Source organism: Pseudomonas sp. IT-P74 (assembly GCF_949768175.1).
In the GTDB taxonomy this organism is placed as follows: Bacteria; Pseudomonadota; Gammaproteobacteria; order Pseudomonadales; family Pseudomonadaceae; genus Aquipseudomonas.
On record NZ_CATKQD010000055.1, the window covers coordinates 61,685 to 78,515 of the forward strand.

Annotated in this window: 12 protein-coding genes; 6 read left to right on the forward strand and 6 right to left on the reverse strand. The window is 60.6% G+C overall.

Going from position 1 to position 16,831, the window contains the following annotated elements:
- The first annotated feature begins 109 nt into the window (after positions 1–109).
- From aceK to ACM6J5_RS20770, 3 genes are all read left to right on the forward strand, one after another.
- On the forward strand, positions 110–1,828 hold the full coding sequence (aceK, locus tag ACM6J5_RS20760) for a bifunctional isocitrate dehydrogenase kinase/phosphatase (protein WP_095944621.1): 1,719 nt from the start codon (positions 110–112) through the stop codon (positions 1,826–1,828).
- Between the two features lie 188 nt (positions 1,829–2,016).
- Positions 2,017–5,928, forward strand: a complete 3,912-nt coding sequence (gene hrpA, locus ACM6J5_RS20765; protein WP_414929243.1) for an ATP-dependent RNA helicase HrpA — start codon at positions 2,017–2,019, stop codon at positions 5,926–5,928.
- A gap of 323 nt (positions 5,929–6,251) precedes the next feature.
- Positions 6,252–7,373 carry a beta-ketoacyl-ACP synthase III gene (locus tag ACM6J5_RS20770; protein WP_095944618.1) on the forward strand — a complete coding sequence of 374 codons (1,122 nt, stop codon included), beginning with the start codon at positions 6,252–6,254 and terminating at the stop codon, positions 7,371–7,373.
- 219 nt (positions 7,374–7,592) lie between these two features.
- Here ACM6J5_RS20770 and ACM6J5_RS20775 read toward each other — a convergent pair whose 3' ends face one another.
- Positions 7,593–8,924: a putative porin gene (locus ACM6J5_RS20775; protein WP_414929244.1), complete on the reverse strand. Its 1,332-nt coding sequence runs from the start codon at positions 8,922–8,924 to the stop codon at positions 7,593–7,595.
- 280 nt (positions 8,925–9,204) lie between these two features.
- Between ACM6J5_RS20775 and ACM6J5_RS20780 the strand changes: the two genes are divergently transcribed.
- Positions 9,205–10,329 carry a GNAT family N-acetyltransferase gene (locus ACM6J5_RS20780; protein ID WP_414929245.1) on the forward strand — a complete coding sequence of 375 codons (1,125 nt, stop codon included), beginning with the start codon at positions 9,205–9,207 and terminating at the stop codon, positions 10,327–10,329.
- A gap of 11 nt (positions 10,330–10,340) precedes the next feature.
- On the opposite strand, the gene aqpZ is transcribed toward ACM6J5_RS20780, so the two are convergent.
- The 5 genes from aqpZ to ACM6J5_RS20805 form a co-directional block, all read right to left on the reverse strand.
- Positions 10,341–11,039: an aquaporin Z gene (gene aqpZ, locus ACM6J5_RS20785; protein ID WP_095944616.1), complete on the reverse strand. Its 699-nt coding sequence runs from the start codon at positions 11,037–11,039 to the stop codon at positions 10,341–10,343.
- Between the two features lie 299 nt (positions 11,040–11,338).
- Positions 11,339–13,171, reverse strand: coding sequence for an ABC transporter ATP-binding protein (locus ACM6J5_RS20790; RefSeq protein ID WP_095944615.1), 1,833 nt, complete (start codon positions 13,169–13,171; stop codon positions 11,339–11,341).
- Positions 13,172–13,265: 94 nt separating this feature from the next.
- The gene (locus ACM6J5_RS20795) at positions 13,266–13,823 is read right to left on the reverse strand and encodes a peptidylprolyl isomerase (RefSeq protein WP_414929246.1); all 558 of its coding nucleotides are present in this window, start codon (positions 13,821–13,823) and stop codon (positions 13,266–13,268) included.
- Between the two features lie 3 nt (positions 13,824–13,826).
- Positions 13,827–14,630 carry an alpha/beta fold hydrolase gene (locus ACM6J5_RS20800; protein ID WP_414929247.1) on the reverse strand — a complete coding sequence of 268 codons (804 nt, stop codon included), beginning with the start codon at positions 14,628–14,630 and terminating at the stop codon, positions 13,827–13,829.
- 14 nt (positions 14,631–14,644) lie between these two features.
- Positions 14,645–15,568 carry a LysR family transcriptional regulator gene (locus ACM6J5_RS20805; protein ID WP_007972479.1) on the reverse strand — a complete coding sequence of 308 codons (924 nt, stop codon included), beginning with the start codon at positions 15,566–15,568 and terminating at the stop codon, positions 14,645–14,647.
- A gap of 49 nt (positions 15,569–15,617) precedes the next feature.
- Here ACM6J5_RS20805 and ACM6J5_RS20810 point away from each other — a divergent pair, with 49 nt between their 5' ends.
- Positions 15,618–15,932 (forward strand): 3-phosphoglycerate kinase, encoded by a 315-nt coding sequence (locus ACM6J5_RS20810; protein ID WP_095944612.1) that lies wholly within the window; start codon positions 15,618–15,620, stop codon positions 15,930–15,932.
- A gap of 250 nt (positions 15,933–16,182) precedes the next feature.
- On the forward strand, positions 16,183–16,782 hold the full coding sequence (locus tag ACM6J5_RS20815) for an FMN-dependent NADH-azoreductase (protein WP_414929248.1): 600 nt from the start codon (positions 16,183–16,185) through the stop codon (positions 16,780–16,782).
- Positions 16,783–16,831: the final 49 nt, after the last annotated feature.

Consider the following 16,831-nt stretch of genomic DNA (forward strand, 5'->3'; position numbering starts at 1 on the left):
CGATGGCAACCGAAAACCGGGCATTTAATTCACCCGGAAAATTACGCTTCTCCTGCACCCGGTTCACTGGCTAAGCTCAAGCCTCCCGAATTCCCGCAGAGGTCTCTCCATGCCGCAGCAATGGCCAGCCGCCGACATCGCCCGCTTGATCCTCGATGGCTTTGACGATTACCGCGAGCATTTTCGCCAGATCACCGACGGCGCCCGGGCCCGTTTCGAGCAAGCCAGGTGGCAAGAGACTCAGTCGGCATCGGCGGCGCGGATCAATCTGTACGAAGACAAGGTCGGTGAAACGGTGGAGCGACTGCGCACCGCGTTTGACGCCGACACCCTGGACGTCAGTTGCTGGCCGCTGGTCAAGAGCGCCTATATCAGGCTGATCGACCTGCGCTTCGACGATGAACTGTCCGAGACCTGGTACAACTCGATCTTCTGCGGGCTGTTCAGCCATGACCTGATCAGCGACGGCTGCATGTTCATCCACACCACCCGGCCGAGCCTGCGCCGTGCCCGGGCCGCGCAAACCCGCACCTACAAGCCGCAAGGCCAATTGTCGGCGATGCTCGCCAGCATCTTTGCCGACTATCGCTTCAGCGAGGATTACGCCGACCTGTCCAGTGACCTGAAACGCCTCGAAGCGCAACTGCGCGAGAACCTGCCGGATTGGGTGTGCAAGGACCCGGAACTGAGCGTCGAGCTGTTTTCCTCGGTGCTGTACCGCAATAAGGGCGCGTACCTGGTGGGGCGTATCTACACCGCCGACGAGCAATGGCCGCTGGCGATTCCATTGCTGCACCTCGAGGGTCGCGGCATCCAGATCGATGCGCTGATCACCGATGAGGCGGACGTGTCGATCATCTTCTCGTTCACCCGTTCGTATTTCATGGTGGATGTGCCGGTGCCGGCGGAGTTCATCGGCTTCCTGCGACGTATCCTGCCGGGCAAGCACATTGCCGAGCTGTACACCTCGATCGGCTTCTACAAGCACGGCAAGTCGGAGTTCTACCGGGCGCTGATCAATCACCTGGCCAACACCGACGACCAGTTCATCATGGCCCCCGGCGTGCGCGGCATGGTAATGAGCGTGTTCACCCTGCCGGGTTTCAACACCGTGTTCAAAATCATCAAGGACCGTTTCTCGCCGTCGAAAAACGTCGACCGCGCCACGGTGATCGAAAAGTACCGCTTGGTGAAAAGCGTCGATCGGGTCGGGCGCATGGCCGATACCCAGGAGTTCGCCGATTTCCGTTTCCCCCTGAGCAAGTTCGATCCGGCGTGTCTGGAGGAGTTGCTGGAAGTCGCACCGTCCACGGTGTCGGTGGAAGACGACACGGTGTTGATCCGTCACTGCTGGACCGAGCGCCGCATGACCCCGCTGAACCTCTACCTGGAAAACGCCAACGAGGCGCAGGTGCGTGAAGCGCTGGAAGACTACGGGCTGGCGATCAAGCAACTGGCGGCGGCCAACATTTTCCCCGGCGACATGCTGCTGAAGAACTTCGGGGTGACCCGTCACGGTCGTGTGGTGTTTTACGACTACGACGAGATCTGCTTTCTGACCGAGGCCAACTTCCGCCACATCCCGCTACCGCGTACACCCGAAGATGAAATGGCGTCCGAACCGTGGTACTCGATCGGGCCACTGGACGTGTTCCCCGAGGAATTTCCGCCGTTCCTGTTTGCCGATTTCGGGCAACGCAAGTTGTTCGATCAGTTGCATGGCGAGTTGTATAACGCCGATTACTGGAAGAGCCTGCAGGAAGCGATTCGGGCGGGGAAGGTGATTGACGTATTTCCTTATCGGCGTAAAGGCCTGGACACCGAGTAGTCCTCTGCAATTGCTGCGCAATTGATCGCGAGCAGGCTCGCTTCCACATTGGGCTGTGGTGTACCCCGATTTTGTGGCCGCTATAGATCCAGTGTGGGAGCGAGCCTGCTCGCGATCGGCCGCGCAGCGGTCGTAAAATCTGCGACAATCCGCACCCTGCGCCACTAGACGACTGAATTGCGTACCCGATGACCGACGAATCGCCCTCCATCGACAAACTGCTGAAAAACCTCGATCACGCCATGCTCGCCGACCGCCACCGGCTGCGGCGGCAGTTGCTTGAGCTGCGCAAGAAACCCGACGAGGCCAGGCTGGGCCAGTGGGTGACGCGGATGCAGGCGTCCTGCGAGCAGGTGTTGGCGCGCAAGGCCAGCTTGCCGGTGATTCGTTACGACGACAGTTTGCCGATCGCCGCCAAGCGCGACGAAATCAAGAAAGCGCTGGAAAAACACCAGGTGCTGATCATCGCCGGTGAGACCGGCTCGGGCAAAACCACCCAGTTGCCGAAGATCTGCCTGGAAATCGGTCGCGGCCAGCATGGCCTGATCGGCCACACCCAGCCGCGCCGGATCGCTGCGCGCAGTGTCGCCAGCCGGGTCGCCGAAGAACTTGGCACCCCGCTGGGCGCGCTGGTCGGGTATCAGGTGCGCTTCGAGGATCAGAGCGATTCCAGCACCCTGATCAAGCTGATGACCGACGGCATCCTGCTGGCGGAAACCCAGAACGACCGCTATCTGGAACGCTACGACACGATCATCGTCGACGAAGCCCACGAACGCAGCCTCAACATCGACTTCCTGCTCGGCTACCTGAAAACCCTGCTGCCGCGCCGTCCCGACCTGAAGGTCATCATCACTTCGGCGACCATCGACCTGGAGCGTTTCTCCAGGCACTTCGACGACGCGCCGATTGTCGAGGTGTCTGGCCGCACCTACCCGGTGGATACCTGGTATCGGCCGCTGACGCTTGAGCAGGACGAAGAGGGCAACCGCGTCGAGGACGACCTGACGGTGGATCAGGCGATCCTCGCCACCCTCGACGAAATCGCCGCCTATGAGCGCAGTGAACGCCGCAGTCCCGGTGACGTGCTGGTGTTCCTGCCCGGTGAGCGCGAGATTCGCGACGCCGCCGACATGCTGCGCAAGGCCCAGCTCAAGCACACCGAAATCCTGCCGTTGTACGCGCGTTTGTCGCCGGCCGAGCAACAGCGGATTTTCCAGTCTCACCCTGGGCGTCGCGTGGTACTGGCGACCAACGTCGCGGAAACCTCGCTGACTGTGCCGGGCATTCGCTATGTGATCGACAGCGGCACTGCGCGCATCAGTCGCTACAGCTATCGCGCCAAGGTCCAGCGCCTGCCGATCGAAGCGGTTTCCCAAGCCAGTGCCAACCAGCGTAAAGGCCGGTGCGGACGGGTCGAGCCGGGCATCTGCGTGCGCCTGTACAGCGAAGAGGATTTCCTCGGTCGCCCGGAATTCACCGATCCGGAAATCCTGCGTACCAACCTCGCGGCGGTCATTTTGCAGATGTTGCATCTGCGTCTTGGCGAGGTCACCGCGTTCCCGTTCATCGAGCCTCCGGATGGCAAGGCCATCAGCGACGGTTACAACCTGCTGCAGGAACTCTCGGCGGTGGATCGCAATAGCCAGCTGACGCCGCTCGGTCGTCAATTGGCGCGGCTGCCTGTGGACCCGCGCATGGGCCGCATGCTGCTCGAAGCGGCCAAGCTCGGCAGCTTGCAGGAAGTGCTGATCGTCGCCAGCGCCATGTCGATCCAGGACCCGCGCGAGCGTCCGCCGGAGCGTCAGCAAGCGGCGGATCAGGCCCACGCTCAGTGGAAAGACGTCGACTCGGACTTCGCCGGGCTGGTCAATCTGTGGCGCGGTTTCGAAGAGCAGCGCCAGGCGCTGACGGCCAGTCCGCTGCGTAACTGGTGCCGCAAGAATTTCCTCAATTACCTGCGCTTGCGCGAGTGGCGCGACTCCCATCGCCAATTGAGCCTGATCTGCCGCGACATGCAGTTGAGCCTTAATAAAGAGCCGGCGGACTATCCGAAACTGCACAAAGCGGTGTTGGTGGGGTTGCTCAGCCAGATCGGGCAGAAAACCGAAGACGGCGATTACCTCGGCGCGCGCCAGCGGCGGTTCTGGATTCATCCGTCGTCGGGCATCGGCAAGAAGCGTCCGCAATGGCTGATGACCGCCGAACTGGTGGAAACCACCAAGCTCTACGCGCGCATGGTCGCCAAGATCGACGCCGACTGGATCGAGCCGCTGGCCGGGCACCTGATCAAGAAAAACCACTTCGAACCCCATTGGGAGAAGAAGCGCGGCCAGGTCGTGGCGTTCGAGCAGATCACCTTGTTCGGGTTGATCGTGGTCGGGCGCAGGCCGGTGCATTACGGCCCGGTCGACCCGGTGGTGTCCCGCGAGTTGTTCATCCGCGAAGGGCTGGTGCGTGGTGAGATCCAGTCCAGGGCCAAGTGCCTGACGGCCAACAAGCAATTGCTGGAACAGCTCGACGAGCTGGAAGCCAAGGCCCGCCGTCGCGACATCCTCGCCGATGAAGAAACCCTGTACGCCTTCTACGACGCGCGACTGCCGGCGGAGATCCACCAGACCGCGACCTTCGACAGCTGGTACCGGATCAACAGCCAGAAAGACCCGCAGCTGCTGATCATGCGCGAAGAAGACGTGCTGGCCCGTGAAGCCAGTGAAGTCACCGCCCAGCATTACCCGGACACGCTGCATATCGGCGATCTGGAGTTGGCCCTGAGTTATCACTTCGAACCGAACCACCCGCGCGACGGCGTGACCCTGCGCGTGCCGGCGCCGCTGCTGCCGATGTTGCCACCGGAACGCCTGGAGTGGCTGGTACCGGGCGTCATCGAAGCCAAGTGCATTGCCCTGGTGCGCAACCTGCCCAAGGCGCTGCGCAAGAACTTCGTACCGGTGCCGGACTTCGTCAAGGCGGCGTTGCAGCGCATGACCTTTGCCGAGGGCTCGCTGCCCCAGGCCTTGGGTCGCGAGCTGCTGCGCATGACCGGTGCGCGGGTCAGCGATGAAGCCTGGGCCGAGGCGGCGCAGCAGGTCGAAAGCCATCTGCGGATGAACCTGGAAATCGTCGACGCCCAAGGCAAGTTCCTCGGTGAAGGTCGCGATCTGGCCGAACTGACTGCGCGTTTCGCCGAGGCCAGCCAGGCTGCATTGGCGGTACCGCAAACCGCAAAGAGCCAGCAGCCGGTGGAGCCGAAAGTGTTCGCCGCCGTGGCCGAGAAAACCCAGCAGAAGATCGCAGGGCTGTCGATGACGGTCTACCCGGCGCTGGTGGAAGAAGCCGGGACGGTCAAGGAAGGGCGTTTCTCGACCCCGGCCGAGGCCGAGTTCCAGCATCGCCGTGCCCTGCAACGCTTGCTGATGCAGCAACTGGCCGAGCCTGCCAAGTTCCTGCGTGGCAAGTTGCCGGGCTTGACCGAACTAGGCCTGCTGTACCGCGACATGGGGCGCGTCGATGCGTTGGTGGAAGACATTCTGCTGGCCAGCCTCGACAGCTGCATTCTTGAAGGCGAAGACCCGTTGCCCCGTGACGGCGCCGGTCTGGCGTCCCTGGCCGAGCGCAAGCGTGGCGCCTGGACCGAGCACGCCGAGCGTGTGGCAAAGCTGACACTGGAGATCCTCAAGCTCTGGCACGGCCTGCAAAAACGCTTCAAGGGCAAGATCGACCTGGCGCAAGCCGTGGCCCTGAACGACATCAAGCAGCAGCTCAGCCACTTGGTTTATCCGGGGTTTGTCCGGGAAACGCCGATGCAGTGGCTCAAGGAATTGCCGCGTTACCTCAAGGCGATTGAGCAGCGCTTCGAAAAAATCGGTGCCCAGGTGCAGCGCGACCGGGTCTGGAGCGGCGAATTGTCCGGTCTGTGGACGCAATACCAGACCCGCGCCAGCAAACACGCCCAGGAAGGCAAGCGCGATCCGCAGTTGGAGTTGTATCGCTGGTGGCTGGAGGAATACCGGGTTTCGCTGTTTGCGCAACAGTTGGGAACCAAGGTGCCGATCTCCGACAAGCGATTGAACAAGCAGTGGAGCCAGGTCGAACCCTGACACAATCCCTGTAGGAGCGAGCTTGCTCGCGATGGTCGTCAACGATAACGCTGGGAACCTGACACCCCACGGCGTTCTCTGGTTCATCGCGAGCAAGCTCGCTCCTACAAGTATTGCGTTGCTCTCGCAAAAGGCGCCAAAACCCAAGCTTTATGGCAAACTTCGCGACCATAAACGCCAGTTTCGCGACCTAGAGCCTTCGACCAGGTTGCGAGCAGGAATAAAGCGATGCCAGGTTTGCGTCCCCCGGATGGGAATAGACCCTTTATGTGTTGGTACGACGGTGCCAATGCTTTCTGCCTGAACAGATTAGAGACACGACCATGCATAACGTCGTCATCAGCGGCACCGGCCTGTACACCCCGGCCAACAGCATTTCCAACGAAGAGCTGGTGCAGTCTTTCAATACTTATGTGGCGCAATTCAACGCCGACAACGCTGACGCCATTGCGCGCGGTGAAGTCGAAGCATTGACCGAATCCAGCGCAGCCTTCATCGAGAAAGCTTCCGGCATCAAGAGCCGCTTTGTCATGGACAAGGAAGGCATCCTCGACCCGCAACGTATGGCCCCGCGCCTGCCGGAGCGTTCCAACGACGAGTGGTCGGTGCTTTGCCAGATGGCCATCGGCGCCGCCGAACAAGCCTTGCAGCGCGCCGGCAAGACCGCAGCCGACATCGACGGCGTGATCGTCGCCTGTTCCAATCTGCAGCGTGCCTACCCGGCCATTGCCATCGAAGTCCAGGAAGCGCTGGGCATCCAGGGTTTCGGTTTCGACATGAACGTGGCTTGTTCTTCGGCGACCTTCGGCATCCAGACTGCTGCCAACAGCGTGCAACTGGGCCAGGCCCGGGCGGTCCTGATGGTCAACCCGGAAGTCTGCACCGGCCACCTGAACTTCCGTGACCGCGACAGTCACTTCATCTTCGGCGATGCCGCCACTGCGGTGATCATCGAGCGTGCCGACCTGGCGACGTCCAGGTACCAGTTCGACATCGTCAGCACCAAGCTGCTGACCAAGTTCTCCAACAACATCCGCAATAACTTCGGTTTCCTCAACCGCGCGGCGGAAGAGGGCATCGGTGCCAGGGACAAACTGTTCGTGCAGGAAGGCCGCAAGGTGTTCCGTGACGTTTGCCCGATGGTGGCCGAGCTGGTCGCAACGCATCTGCAAGAGAACCAGCTCAACGTCAGCGACGTGAAGCGCTTCTGGCTGCACCAGGCCAACCTCAGCATGAACCACTTGATCGTGAAGAAACTGCTCGGTCGCGACGCCACCGAACAAGAGGCGCCGGTGATTCTCGACACCTACGCCAATACCAGTTCCGCCGGTTCCGTGATTGCGTTCCACAAGAACCAGGACGATCTGGCCGCCGGTTCGCTGGCCGTGCTCAGTTCGTTCGGTGCCGGTTATTCGATTGGTAGTGTGTTGCTGCGCAAACTGTAGGAGCGAGCCTGCTCGCGATGGTCGTCAACGATAACGCGGTAAACCTGGCGCCCCGCAGCGCGCTCAGGTTTATCGCGAGCAAGCTCGCTCCTACAATGGCGGGCTGGCAAAAACAAACAGCCCGGCGTTGATGTGTCGGAGGATGATGGGGACCGACACACCAACGCCAGGCTGTAAAAGGGGCCGGGCTTCCCTGCCCGAGTCGTATAGCGGGGAGAATCAGAACTTGGCTTCGGCATCCAGTTGCAGGGTGTTGATGTCCGAATCGGTTTTCTTGATGTTGGCGTTGGTCTGGTCCGAGGTCGCCATGTAGTAGGTCGCGCCCAGGGCAAAGTTCTTGTCCAGGTCGTAGCTCACTTTCAGCTTGCTGCCGCGCGAACCGGTGAAGCCGTTGGCGAAGTCGGAGTCGGTGAAGGCGCCAACCACAGCGTTACGCTGCACGTCGCGGTAGTTGTAGTCCACGTTGAAGCCATAGAGCTTGGACTTCACACCGGCCAGCCAGCCAGTGTCCTGGTCGTTGCTGGCATCGGTGTTGTTGACGTACTGACCGTAGATCGACAGCGGAACCGGCAGGTTACTGAAGTCCAGCTGACCAAAACCTTCGTACAGATTGAACTGCTCGCCCGGGCTGTTGCCGTTGACGGCCAGTGCGCATGGCGCAGTAACGGTACCCGAGGTAGGGCAAGCGCTGCTGTCGTCGTTGTCGTAGGCGTAGAGACTGCCGCCCAAGGTCATTTTCATGCTGTCGGTGATGGCGAAGCGCGCACCCAACTGGCCGGCGTACAGACGCAGGTCGTGCTTGAACTGCACGCCTTCGCCGTCGACGTTGTCCTTGAGGGTGTAGTGACCGGCGCTACCGAACAGCTCGGTGCTGCCGCTCAGCGGGTACTTGTAGGTGACGGCCAGACCTTCCGGGTTGATGTCGCTATCCCAGATGATGTCGCCCATGCTCACCCATTGTTGCGGCATCTTGCCGCCAACCAGGTGCAGGTTCTTGATCGCGTCCGGGTGGTAGTCGATGTAACCCTGGTCCAGCCAGATCTGCTTCTTGTCGAAGTAGTTGTTCAGGTCCTGGTTGGTCGAGCGAGCGTCGTCATTGCTGCCGGTGGCGATACGGATACCGGTGTCGACCTGCGGGTTGATTTCGCTGTAGGCACCCAGGCGGGCACGAATGCGCTGACGGTCCTGGTCCTTGTTGTTCGGCACGCCATCGTTGTGCACGGTTTCTTCGCGGAAGCGCACGTCACCCTTGAACTGGGTCTTGGCGGCCCATGCCAGCTTCTGGTCGAAAGTGCTCAGTGCATCGGTTTTCTTCGCGGTGGCTGCAATTTGCTCGTTGGTCTCTTGTTGAGCCTGACGGGCGATCTGCTGGTCTTTCTGATCCCTGGCCAGCTCGGCTTGCAGTTCGCTGTACTGCGCATTGGTGATCGAGCCGTTAGCCTTGAGCATGTCGAGCAGTTTGGCGTCGACTGCGGCACTGGCCGGAACACTCATGGCCAGCAACAGGCCACCGCACAAGGCCGCCGCAGTTTTCGTGGAAGCAAGACGCATATCAATCTCCGAAGATGAGAGGGGATGACAGAGCCATCCGGGTCACAACCGACCGTAAGGGGCGGAAAACAGTGGCCGGGTATAACCCGGCGCTCTAAAAACAGGCGCCAGTATCGCGATGGTTTATTACAGGGCGGTGGCAATGTGATGTCATGTCGATGACGATACAAAGTCGTCGTGAACTATTGAGTTAGAGCACTGTCGTCGTTTTGCCCGTGTGCATTGCAGAGCGATAGGCGATACTCGCTGGGCTTTCACGCCATGAAGAGTGAGGATGGTGATGCCGTTGCAACGCCTGCAAAAACTGTCAGAAATCGCCCCGCAGACCTGGGACGCACTGGTGCCCCAGACTCAGCCTTTTCTGCGTCACGCCTTTTTGAGCGCGCTGGAAGACAGCGGCAGCGTCGGCCCCCATACCGGCTGGCAGCCCGAGCATTTATTGCACATCGAAGGCGATCGACTGATCGCCGCGCTACCCGGTTATCGCAAGTGGCATTCCTACGGCGAGTACGTGTTCGATCACCCCTGGGCCGATGCCTGTGAGCGTGCCGGCATCGACTACTACCCCAAACTGTTGAGCGCGGTGCCGTTCAGTCCGGTCAGCGGGCCGCGGCTGTTGGCGGCCACGGTCGAAGAGGGTTTCGAGTTATTGAAAAGCCTGCCGGGCTACCTTGAGATAGAAGGGCTCTCCAGCGCCCACATCAATTTCACTGATCCGTTCACTGACGCGGCATTGAGCGAGCAGCCCGGCTGGCTGCAGCGCGTTGGCTGTCAATACCACTGGCAGAATCGCGGCTACCGGGATTTCCAGGATTTCCTCGATGTACTCAGTTCGCGCAAGCGCAAACAGATGCGCAAGGAGCGCGAGCAGGTGGCCGGGCAGGGCTTCGATTTCGAGTGGTTCGAAGGTCGGGAACTGAGCGAGGCGCAATGGGATTTCGTCTATGCCTGTTACGCCAATACCTACGCGGTGCGCCGGCAGGCGCCGTATCTGACGCGGGAGTTTTTCAGCCTGCTGGCCGAGCGCATGCCGGAGTCGATTCGCGTGGTGCTGGCCAAGCAGGGTTCACGGCCAGTGGCGATGGCGTTCAGTCTGGTGGGGGGCGACAGCTTTTATGGCCGCTATTGGGGATGCCTGGCGGAGTTCGATCGCCTGCATTTCGAGACCTGCTTCTACCAAGGCATGGACTATGCCATTGCCAACGGTTTCCAGCGTTTTGATGCCGGGGCACAGGGTGAGCACAAACTGATTCGTGGATTCGAGCCAGTCATTACCCATTCCTGGCACTACTTGCGGCATCCGGGATTGAAAGCTGCGGTGAAAGACTTCCTGGAGCAGGAGCGGTTGGGGGTGCTGGCTTATGCAGAGGAGGCGAAGTCAGCCTTGCCTTATCGACAAGGCTGATCATCAGCGTTTCAGCTTTCTTCCTTGCCCAGCCAGCGATACAGCACGCCGCCGACCACTGCACCGAGTAGCGGTGCGACCCAGAACATCCACAGTTGTTGAATCGCCCAGCCGCCGACGATCAGCGCCGGGCCGGTGCTGCGCGCCGGGTTGACCGAGGTGTTGGTGACCGGGATCGAGATCAGGTGGATCAGCGTCAGCCCCAGGCCGATGGCAATGGGTGCCAGGCCAGCCGGTGCTCGCTTGTCGGTGGCGCCGAGGATGATCAGGATGAACATCGCGGTCATCACCAGTTCAGTGACAAACCCTGACGTCATCGAATAACCGCCGGGCGAGTGTTCGCCATAGCCGTTAGATGCAAGACCTCCCGCCAGTTCGAAACCGGGTTTGCCACTGGCAATGAAGTACAACAGGGCGGCTGCAATCACACCACCAATGACCTGAGCAACGATGTAGGCCGGCAATTCCTTGGCCGGAAACCGCCCACCCACCACCAGGCCGAGGGATACCGCGGGGTTGAGATGACAGCCGGAAATATGGCCGATGGCGAAAGCCATGGTCAACACGGTCAAGCCAAACGCGAAGGACACCCCGAGCAGGCCGATCCCCACCTCCGGGAAAGCCGCCGCCAACACCGCACTGCCGCAACCACCCAACACCAGCCAGAACGTACCTACCAACTCTGTAGCCGAACGTTTTAACAGAGACATGAGAGTGAGCCCTTTCGAGATTATGCTGCCTTAAGCATCCAGCCGATGGACTGCAGAACCATCTCCAGAACGTTGGAGTGAGTACAGCACGGTTTTTTCAGAATTCCAGCAGGCATAAAAAACCGCCAGGCCCTGTTGTTGGCTGGGCTGGCGGTCTTCTGTGATCGATCGGCTTCACTGGACCCCTGTGGGAGCGAGCCTGCTCGCGATGACGGAATATCATTCAACAATGATGTTGTCTGACGCACCGCTATCGCGAGCAGGCTCGCTCCTACAGGGGAAGTGTGTTGCTCAGGGGATCAATCGATCCCGACAAACCCACCGGTCTGGTGTTGCCACAACCGCGCATACAAACCGCCATGTGCGAGCAGTTCGGCATGGGTTCCGGTTTCGGCGATCTTGCCGTTTTCCAGCACCACCAGCCGGTCCATCCGGGCGATGGTCGAGAGGCGGTGAGCGATAGCGATCACGGTTTTGCCCTGCATCAGGGTTTCGAGACTTTCCTGGATTGCCGCTTCGACTTCCGAATCCAGTGCCGAGGTGGCCTCGTCCATGATCAGGATCGGCGCGTCCTTGAGCAGTACCCGGGCGATGGCGATGCGCTGGCGCTGGCCGCCGGAGAGCTTCACCCCGCGCTCACCGACGTGGGCATCGAAACCGGTGCGGCCTTCAGCGTCCGACAGTGTAGGAATGAACCCGTCGGCCCGGGCCTTTTGCACCGCTTCCCAGAGTTGGGCGTCGGTGGCGTCGGGCTTGCCGTACAGCAGGTTGTCACGGATCGAACGGTGCAGCAGCGAGGTGTCCTGGGTGATCATCCCGATGCGTTCGCGCAGGCTTTCCTGGCTGACGTCGGCGATGTTCTGGCCGTCGATCAGGATGCGTCCGCCTTCGACGTCGTACAGGCGCAGCAGCAGGTTCACCAGAGTCGATTTGCCGGCACCGGACGGGCCGATCAGGCCGATTTTTTCACCGGCCTTGATGGTCAGGTTGAGGTCACCGATGATCCCGCTCCGCTTGCCGTAGTGGAAGTCCACCTGTTCGAAGCGCACTTCGCCACGTGCCACCGCCAGGGGTTTGGCCTGGTCGCGGTCGGTAACGGAGACCGGTTGCGAAATGGTCTGCAGACCGTCCTGCACCATGCCGATGTTTTCGAAAATGCCGGTGACCACCCACATGATCCAGCCGGACATGTTGACGATGCGGATCACCAGACCGGTGGCCAGGGCAATCGCCCCCACACTGATCAACGACTGCGTCCACAACCACAGGGCCAGGCCGGTGGTGCAGACGATCAGCAAGCCGTTCATGCTGGTGATGACCACGTCCATGCTGGTGACCACGCGGCCCGCCAGTTGCGCCTTCTCGGTCTGCTCCTTGATGGCTTCGCGGGCGTATTGCTGTTCGAAGTTGGTGTGGGCGAACAGCTTCAGGGTGGTGATGTTGGTGTAGCCGTCGACAATCCGCCCCATGAGTTTGGAGCGCGCATCGGACGCCACCACCGAACGATCCTTGACCCGTGGCACGAAGTAACAGAGGGCGCCGATGAAGGCAAAGATCCAGGTCAGCAGCGGGATCATCAGGCGCCAGTCGGCTTCGGCGAACAGTACCAGGGAACTGATGGCGTAGATCAGCACATGCCACAACGCATCCACCGCTTGCACGGCGGAATCGCGCAGTGAGTTGCCGGTTTGCATGATGCGTTGGGCGATGCGCCCGGCGAAGTCGTTCTGGAAGAAGTTCAGGCTCTGCTTGAGCACGTAGCTGTGATTCTGCCAGCGGATCATGCTGGTCATGCTGGGGCTCAGGGTCTGGTGCACCAGCAGGTCATGCAGGCCGACAAAGATCGGGCGCAGCACCAGCGCAACCACTACCATCCAGGTCAGTTCGAGGGCGTGATCCTGGAACAGGCTGACGTTCGGCGTGCCTTGGGCCAGGTCGATGATGCGGCTCAGGTAGCTGAACAGCGCCACCTCGATCAACGCACCGATCAGGCCGACGATCAGTAGGGCGGCGAAGCTCGGCCAGACCTGCTTGAGGTAATAGGTATAAAAAGGGAATACACGGTCTGGCGGAGACGCCGTCGGTGCTTCGCGGAAAACATCGATCAGTTTTTCAAAGCGGCGATAAAGCATGGGTTGTTCGCCCGCGTACGGGCTCTCCTTTTAACGTTTTGAGCGTTGCCGGCAATCACCGGCAACGGCTCGGACATCCTTGTCCAGCTTAGTCTCAGTCGATGCGCTTGGCCGACTTGATGAACACCGGGTCGGCCGGCACGTCTTTCATGCCGCCACGGACGGTGGTTGGCGAGTTGACGATGATGTCCACCACGTCCATGCCTTTGACCACTTTGCCGAACACCGCGTAGCCGTCGCCCTGGTCAAGGAAGTCGTTGTCCTTGACGTTGATGAAGAACTGGCTGGTGGCCGAGTCAGGCACCGAGGTACGGGCCATGGACAAGGTGCCGCGCACGTTATGCAGGCCGTTCTTCGATTCGTTCTTGATCGGAGCGTTGGTGTCTTTTTGCTGCATCTGTTGAGTGAATCCGCCGCCCTGGACCATGAAGCCCGGGATCACCCGGTGGAAAATCGTGTTGTTGTAGAAGCCTTTGTCGACGTACTCAAGGAAGTTCTTGGTACTGATCGGGGCCTTGACCGGGTCCAGTTCGATTTCGATCTGGCCGTTGGTGGTTTCCAGCAGCACATGCGGTGCCTTTTCCGGCGTCGCGGCCATCAGGTTGGCGGCAAACAGGACGGAGCCTGCGGCGAGGGCGATTTTTTTCAGCATGGGTCAGTGATCCTGAGTGGTGGTGTCGACTGCGGCCAGAAACTCCAGCAGTGTTTGGTTGAAGTGTTCCGGCTGGTCCAGCGGCGTGGCGTGGCGTGAATCGGCGATCACCACCAGCCTCGCGTCGGGCAGCAGTTTTACGTAGTTTTCCTTCAGCGCCACCGGTGTGTAGTCCCGGTCGGCACTGACAATGAGGGTTGGACAGGTGACCTTCGAAAGTCGTTCCTGGACCCCCCAGCCGACAATGGCATTGAAGCTGGCGAGATAAGCATGTTTGTCGTTTTTTGCCCAGCGCTCGGCCATTTTTTGTCGCAAGTCGGCCTGCTCGGGTTTCGGGAACAACTTGTCGCCCAGCGCCTTGCCGATGGTGCCCAGGCTAAGGGCGCGCATCAGGCTCCAGCGCTTGAACCACTGCCAGTAATCGTCGCGGCTGCGCAGTTTGACCTCGGGCGCGCTGTTGACGATGCACAGGCTCTTGAGCAGTTGCGGCTGGTCCACGCCCAACTGGAAGCCGATCATGCCACCCATCGACAGGCCGACATAATGTGCCGGGCCGAGATCGAGGTGCTCGATCAGTGCAACCAGGTCAGCGCTGAATCCGGCAATGCTGTAGCGCTCCCGGGGTTTGTCCGAGCGACCGTGACCGCGCACATCCGGGACAATCACCCGGTAGCGGGTGGCCAGTGTCGGGATCTGTTTTTCCCAGTCAAGGGTGCTGGAGCCCAGACCGTGGACCAGCAGCAGCGGCGTGCCGTGGCCATATTCCTCATAGTGCAGGTTGCAACCTTCGTGTTCGAAATAGGCCATGCATACACTCCGTGTCAGGCTTGTTCGGGGGCGGCGAACGGTGCGTCCAGTGGGGCGGTGTCAAACGTGCGCAGCAGTTCGATGAGAATCTGCGTGGCCGGCCCCAGCGGTTTGTCCTTGTTCGAATACAGGTAAAAACTCGGGTTACGGCTACCGCCCTGATCCAACGGTAGCAGCTTGAGCGTACCTTCCTTGAGCTCCCGTTCGATCAAGTGCCTGGGCAACCAGGCAAAACCCAGGCCGCTGCTGACGAAGGTCGCGGCGGTGGCCAGACTGCCGACGGTCCAGCGCTGTTCGGCACCGAGCCAGCCGACATCCCGCGGTTGCTGGCGGCCCGAGTCGCGGATCACCACTTGCATCTGGCTTTCCAGGTCCTGGAAGCTCAGCTCGCGGTTGAGGCGGTGCAGGGGATGCTCCGGGTGGGCGACCGCGACGAATTCGACGTCGCTCAATTCCGCGCCCAGGTAACCGGGAATACTGAAACCGGTGATGGCCAGGTCGGCCACGCCTTCGAGCAGGACTTCCTCCACGCCCGACAGCACTTCCTCACGCAGACGCACCCGGCAGCCACGGCTTTGCGGCATGAACGCGGTCAAGGCGCGGACGAGGCGGGCGCTTGGGTAAGCGGCATCGACCACCAGGCGCACTTCGGCTTCCCAGCCCTGTTCCATGTGATGGGCCAGGTCTTCGAGTTGGCTGGCCTGTTTTACCAGTTGTCGGGAGCGACGCAACAGCACCCCGCCGGCTTCGGTCAGCACGGCTTTGCGTCCGTCGATGCGCAGCAATGGCACGCCGAGTTGATCCTGCATGCGGGCCACGGTGTAGCTGACTGACGATTGCGAGCGATGCAGCGCCTCGGCGGCCTGGGCGAAACCACCGTGATCGACCACGGCCTGCAGCGTTCGCCATTGATCAAGGGTCACGCGGGGCGCTTTCATGTTGAGCTCCTCTTGTCCTAAGCTGGCAGCCCTTATTGGAGGCTGCTGAATGAAAAAATTCTGTTGTGTGCTGCTGGCGCTGCTGCCGCTGACGGCGATGGCTTACCCGATCGATGTGAAAAAAGACCTCAACGGCATGAAGATCGATTACCAGACCTACGACACGGATAGCGACATCGGCTCCATTCAGGTGGCCAACTACGGCGACGTCGATGCGAGCTGCAAGGCCGTTTTCATCAATGGCCCGGAAGCACCGCGTACCCGCAAGATCGACGTACCGGCCGGCAAGCACAAAAATGCCACCGCCAAGTTCACCCGCAGCATCATCAAGTTGCGCATCGAGCTGTCCTGCACCCCGAAATGACGCCTGGCTCTTCTGTGGGAGCGAGCTTGCTCCGGGCGGCGTTCCGACGATAGCGGTGTGTCAGGCAACAGAAAAATTGGATGACACGACGCCTCGCGAGCAAGCTCGCTCCTACAGAGGTAGGGCATGCTGAGCTTATAAACGAATTTCTTGATGGGTTATAGCAGTTATTTGCGCTTTTTCATCGATATGACTCTGTTTAACCTTCACTCCATCGACCTACAGCATTCTCAGATGGAGGCTACATCCCATGTCCCGCGTTCTGATCATCGAAAGCAGTGCCCGTCAGCAAGACTCGGTTTCCCGCCAACTGACCCAGACCTTCATCAACCAGTGGAAAGCCGCTCACCCGAATGACCAGATCACCGTTCGGGACCTGGCCGTCAAACCGGTGCCGCACCTGGACATCAACCTGCTGGGTGGCTGGATGAAACCCGCCGAGCAGCGCAGCGACATCGAACAGGCGTCCCTGGAACGTTCCAACCAGTTGACCGATGAATTGCTCGCCGCCGATGTACTGGTCATGGCCGCGCCCATGTACAACTTTGCGATCCCCAGCACCCTGAAAGCCTGGCTCGACCATGTGCTGCGTGCCGGCGTGACCTTCAAGTACACCGAGACCGGCCCGCAAGGCCTGCTCAGCGGCAAGCGTGCCTACGTGTTGACGGCTCGCGGCGGTATCTACGCCGGCAGCACCGCCGATCACCAGGAACCGTACCTGCGTCAGGTCATGGGTTTCATCGGCATCCACGACGTGACGTTCATCCACGCCGAAGGCATGAACCTGGGTGGTGACTTCCAGGAGAAAGGCCTGAACCAGGCGAACGCCAAGCTTTCGCAAGTGGCCTGACCGGTTAATCGCCAGATAATCGCTGGATGGTCTAGTGACCTGGCGCAAC

Bases quoted from the DNA above. Each gene is read 5' to 3' on its own strand.
- aceK (WP_095944621.1), top strand. From the start codon at position 110: ATGCCGCAGCAATGGCCAGCCGCCGACATCGCCCGCTTGATCCTCGAT.
- hrpA (WP_414929243.1), top strand. From the start codon at position 2,017: ATGACCGACGAATCGCCCTCCATCGACAAACTGCTGAAAAACCTCGAT.
- ACM6J5_RS20770 (WP_095944618.1), top strand. From the start codon at position 6,252: ATGCATAACGTCGTCATCAGCGGCACCGGCCTGTACACCCCGGCCAAC.
- ACM6J5_RS20775 (WP_414929244.1), bottom strand. From the start codon at position 8,924: ATGCGTCTTGCTTCCACGAAAACTGCGGCGGCCTTGTGCGGTGGCCTG.
- ACM6J5_RS20780 (WP_414929245.1), top strand. From the start codon at position 9,205: ATGCCGTTGCAACGCCTGCAAAAACTGTCAGAAATCGCCCCGCAGACC.
- aqpZ (WP_095944616.1), bottom strand. From the start codon at position 11,039: ATGTCTCTGTTAAAACGTTCGGCTACAGAGTTGGTAGGTACGTTCTGG.
- ACM6J5_RS20790 (WP_095944615.1), bottom strand. From the start codon at position 13,171: ATGCTTTATCGCCGCTTTGAAAAACTGATCGATGTTTTCCGCGAAGCA.
- ACM6J5_RS20795 (WP_414929246.1), bottom strand. From the start codon at position 13,823: ATGCTGAAAAAAATCGCCCTCGCCGCAGGCTCCGTCCTGTTTGCCGCC.
- ACM6J5_RS20800 (WP_414929247.1), bottom strand. From the start codon at position 14,630: ATGGCCTATTTCGAACACGAAGGTTGCAACCTGCACTATGAGGAATAT.
- ACM6J5_RS20805 (WP_007972479.1), bottom strand. From the start codon at position 15,568: ATGAAAGCGCCCCGCGTGACCCTTGATCAATGGCGAACGCTGCAGGCC.
- ACM6J5_RS20810 (WP_095944612.1), top strand. From the start codon at position 15,618: ATGAAAAAATTCTGTTGTGTGCTGCTGGCGCTGCTGCCGCTGACGGCG.
- ACM6J5_RS20815 (WP_414929248.1), top strand. From the start codon at position 16,183: ATGTCCCGCGTTCTGATCATCGAAAGCAGTGCCCGTCAGCAAGACTCG.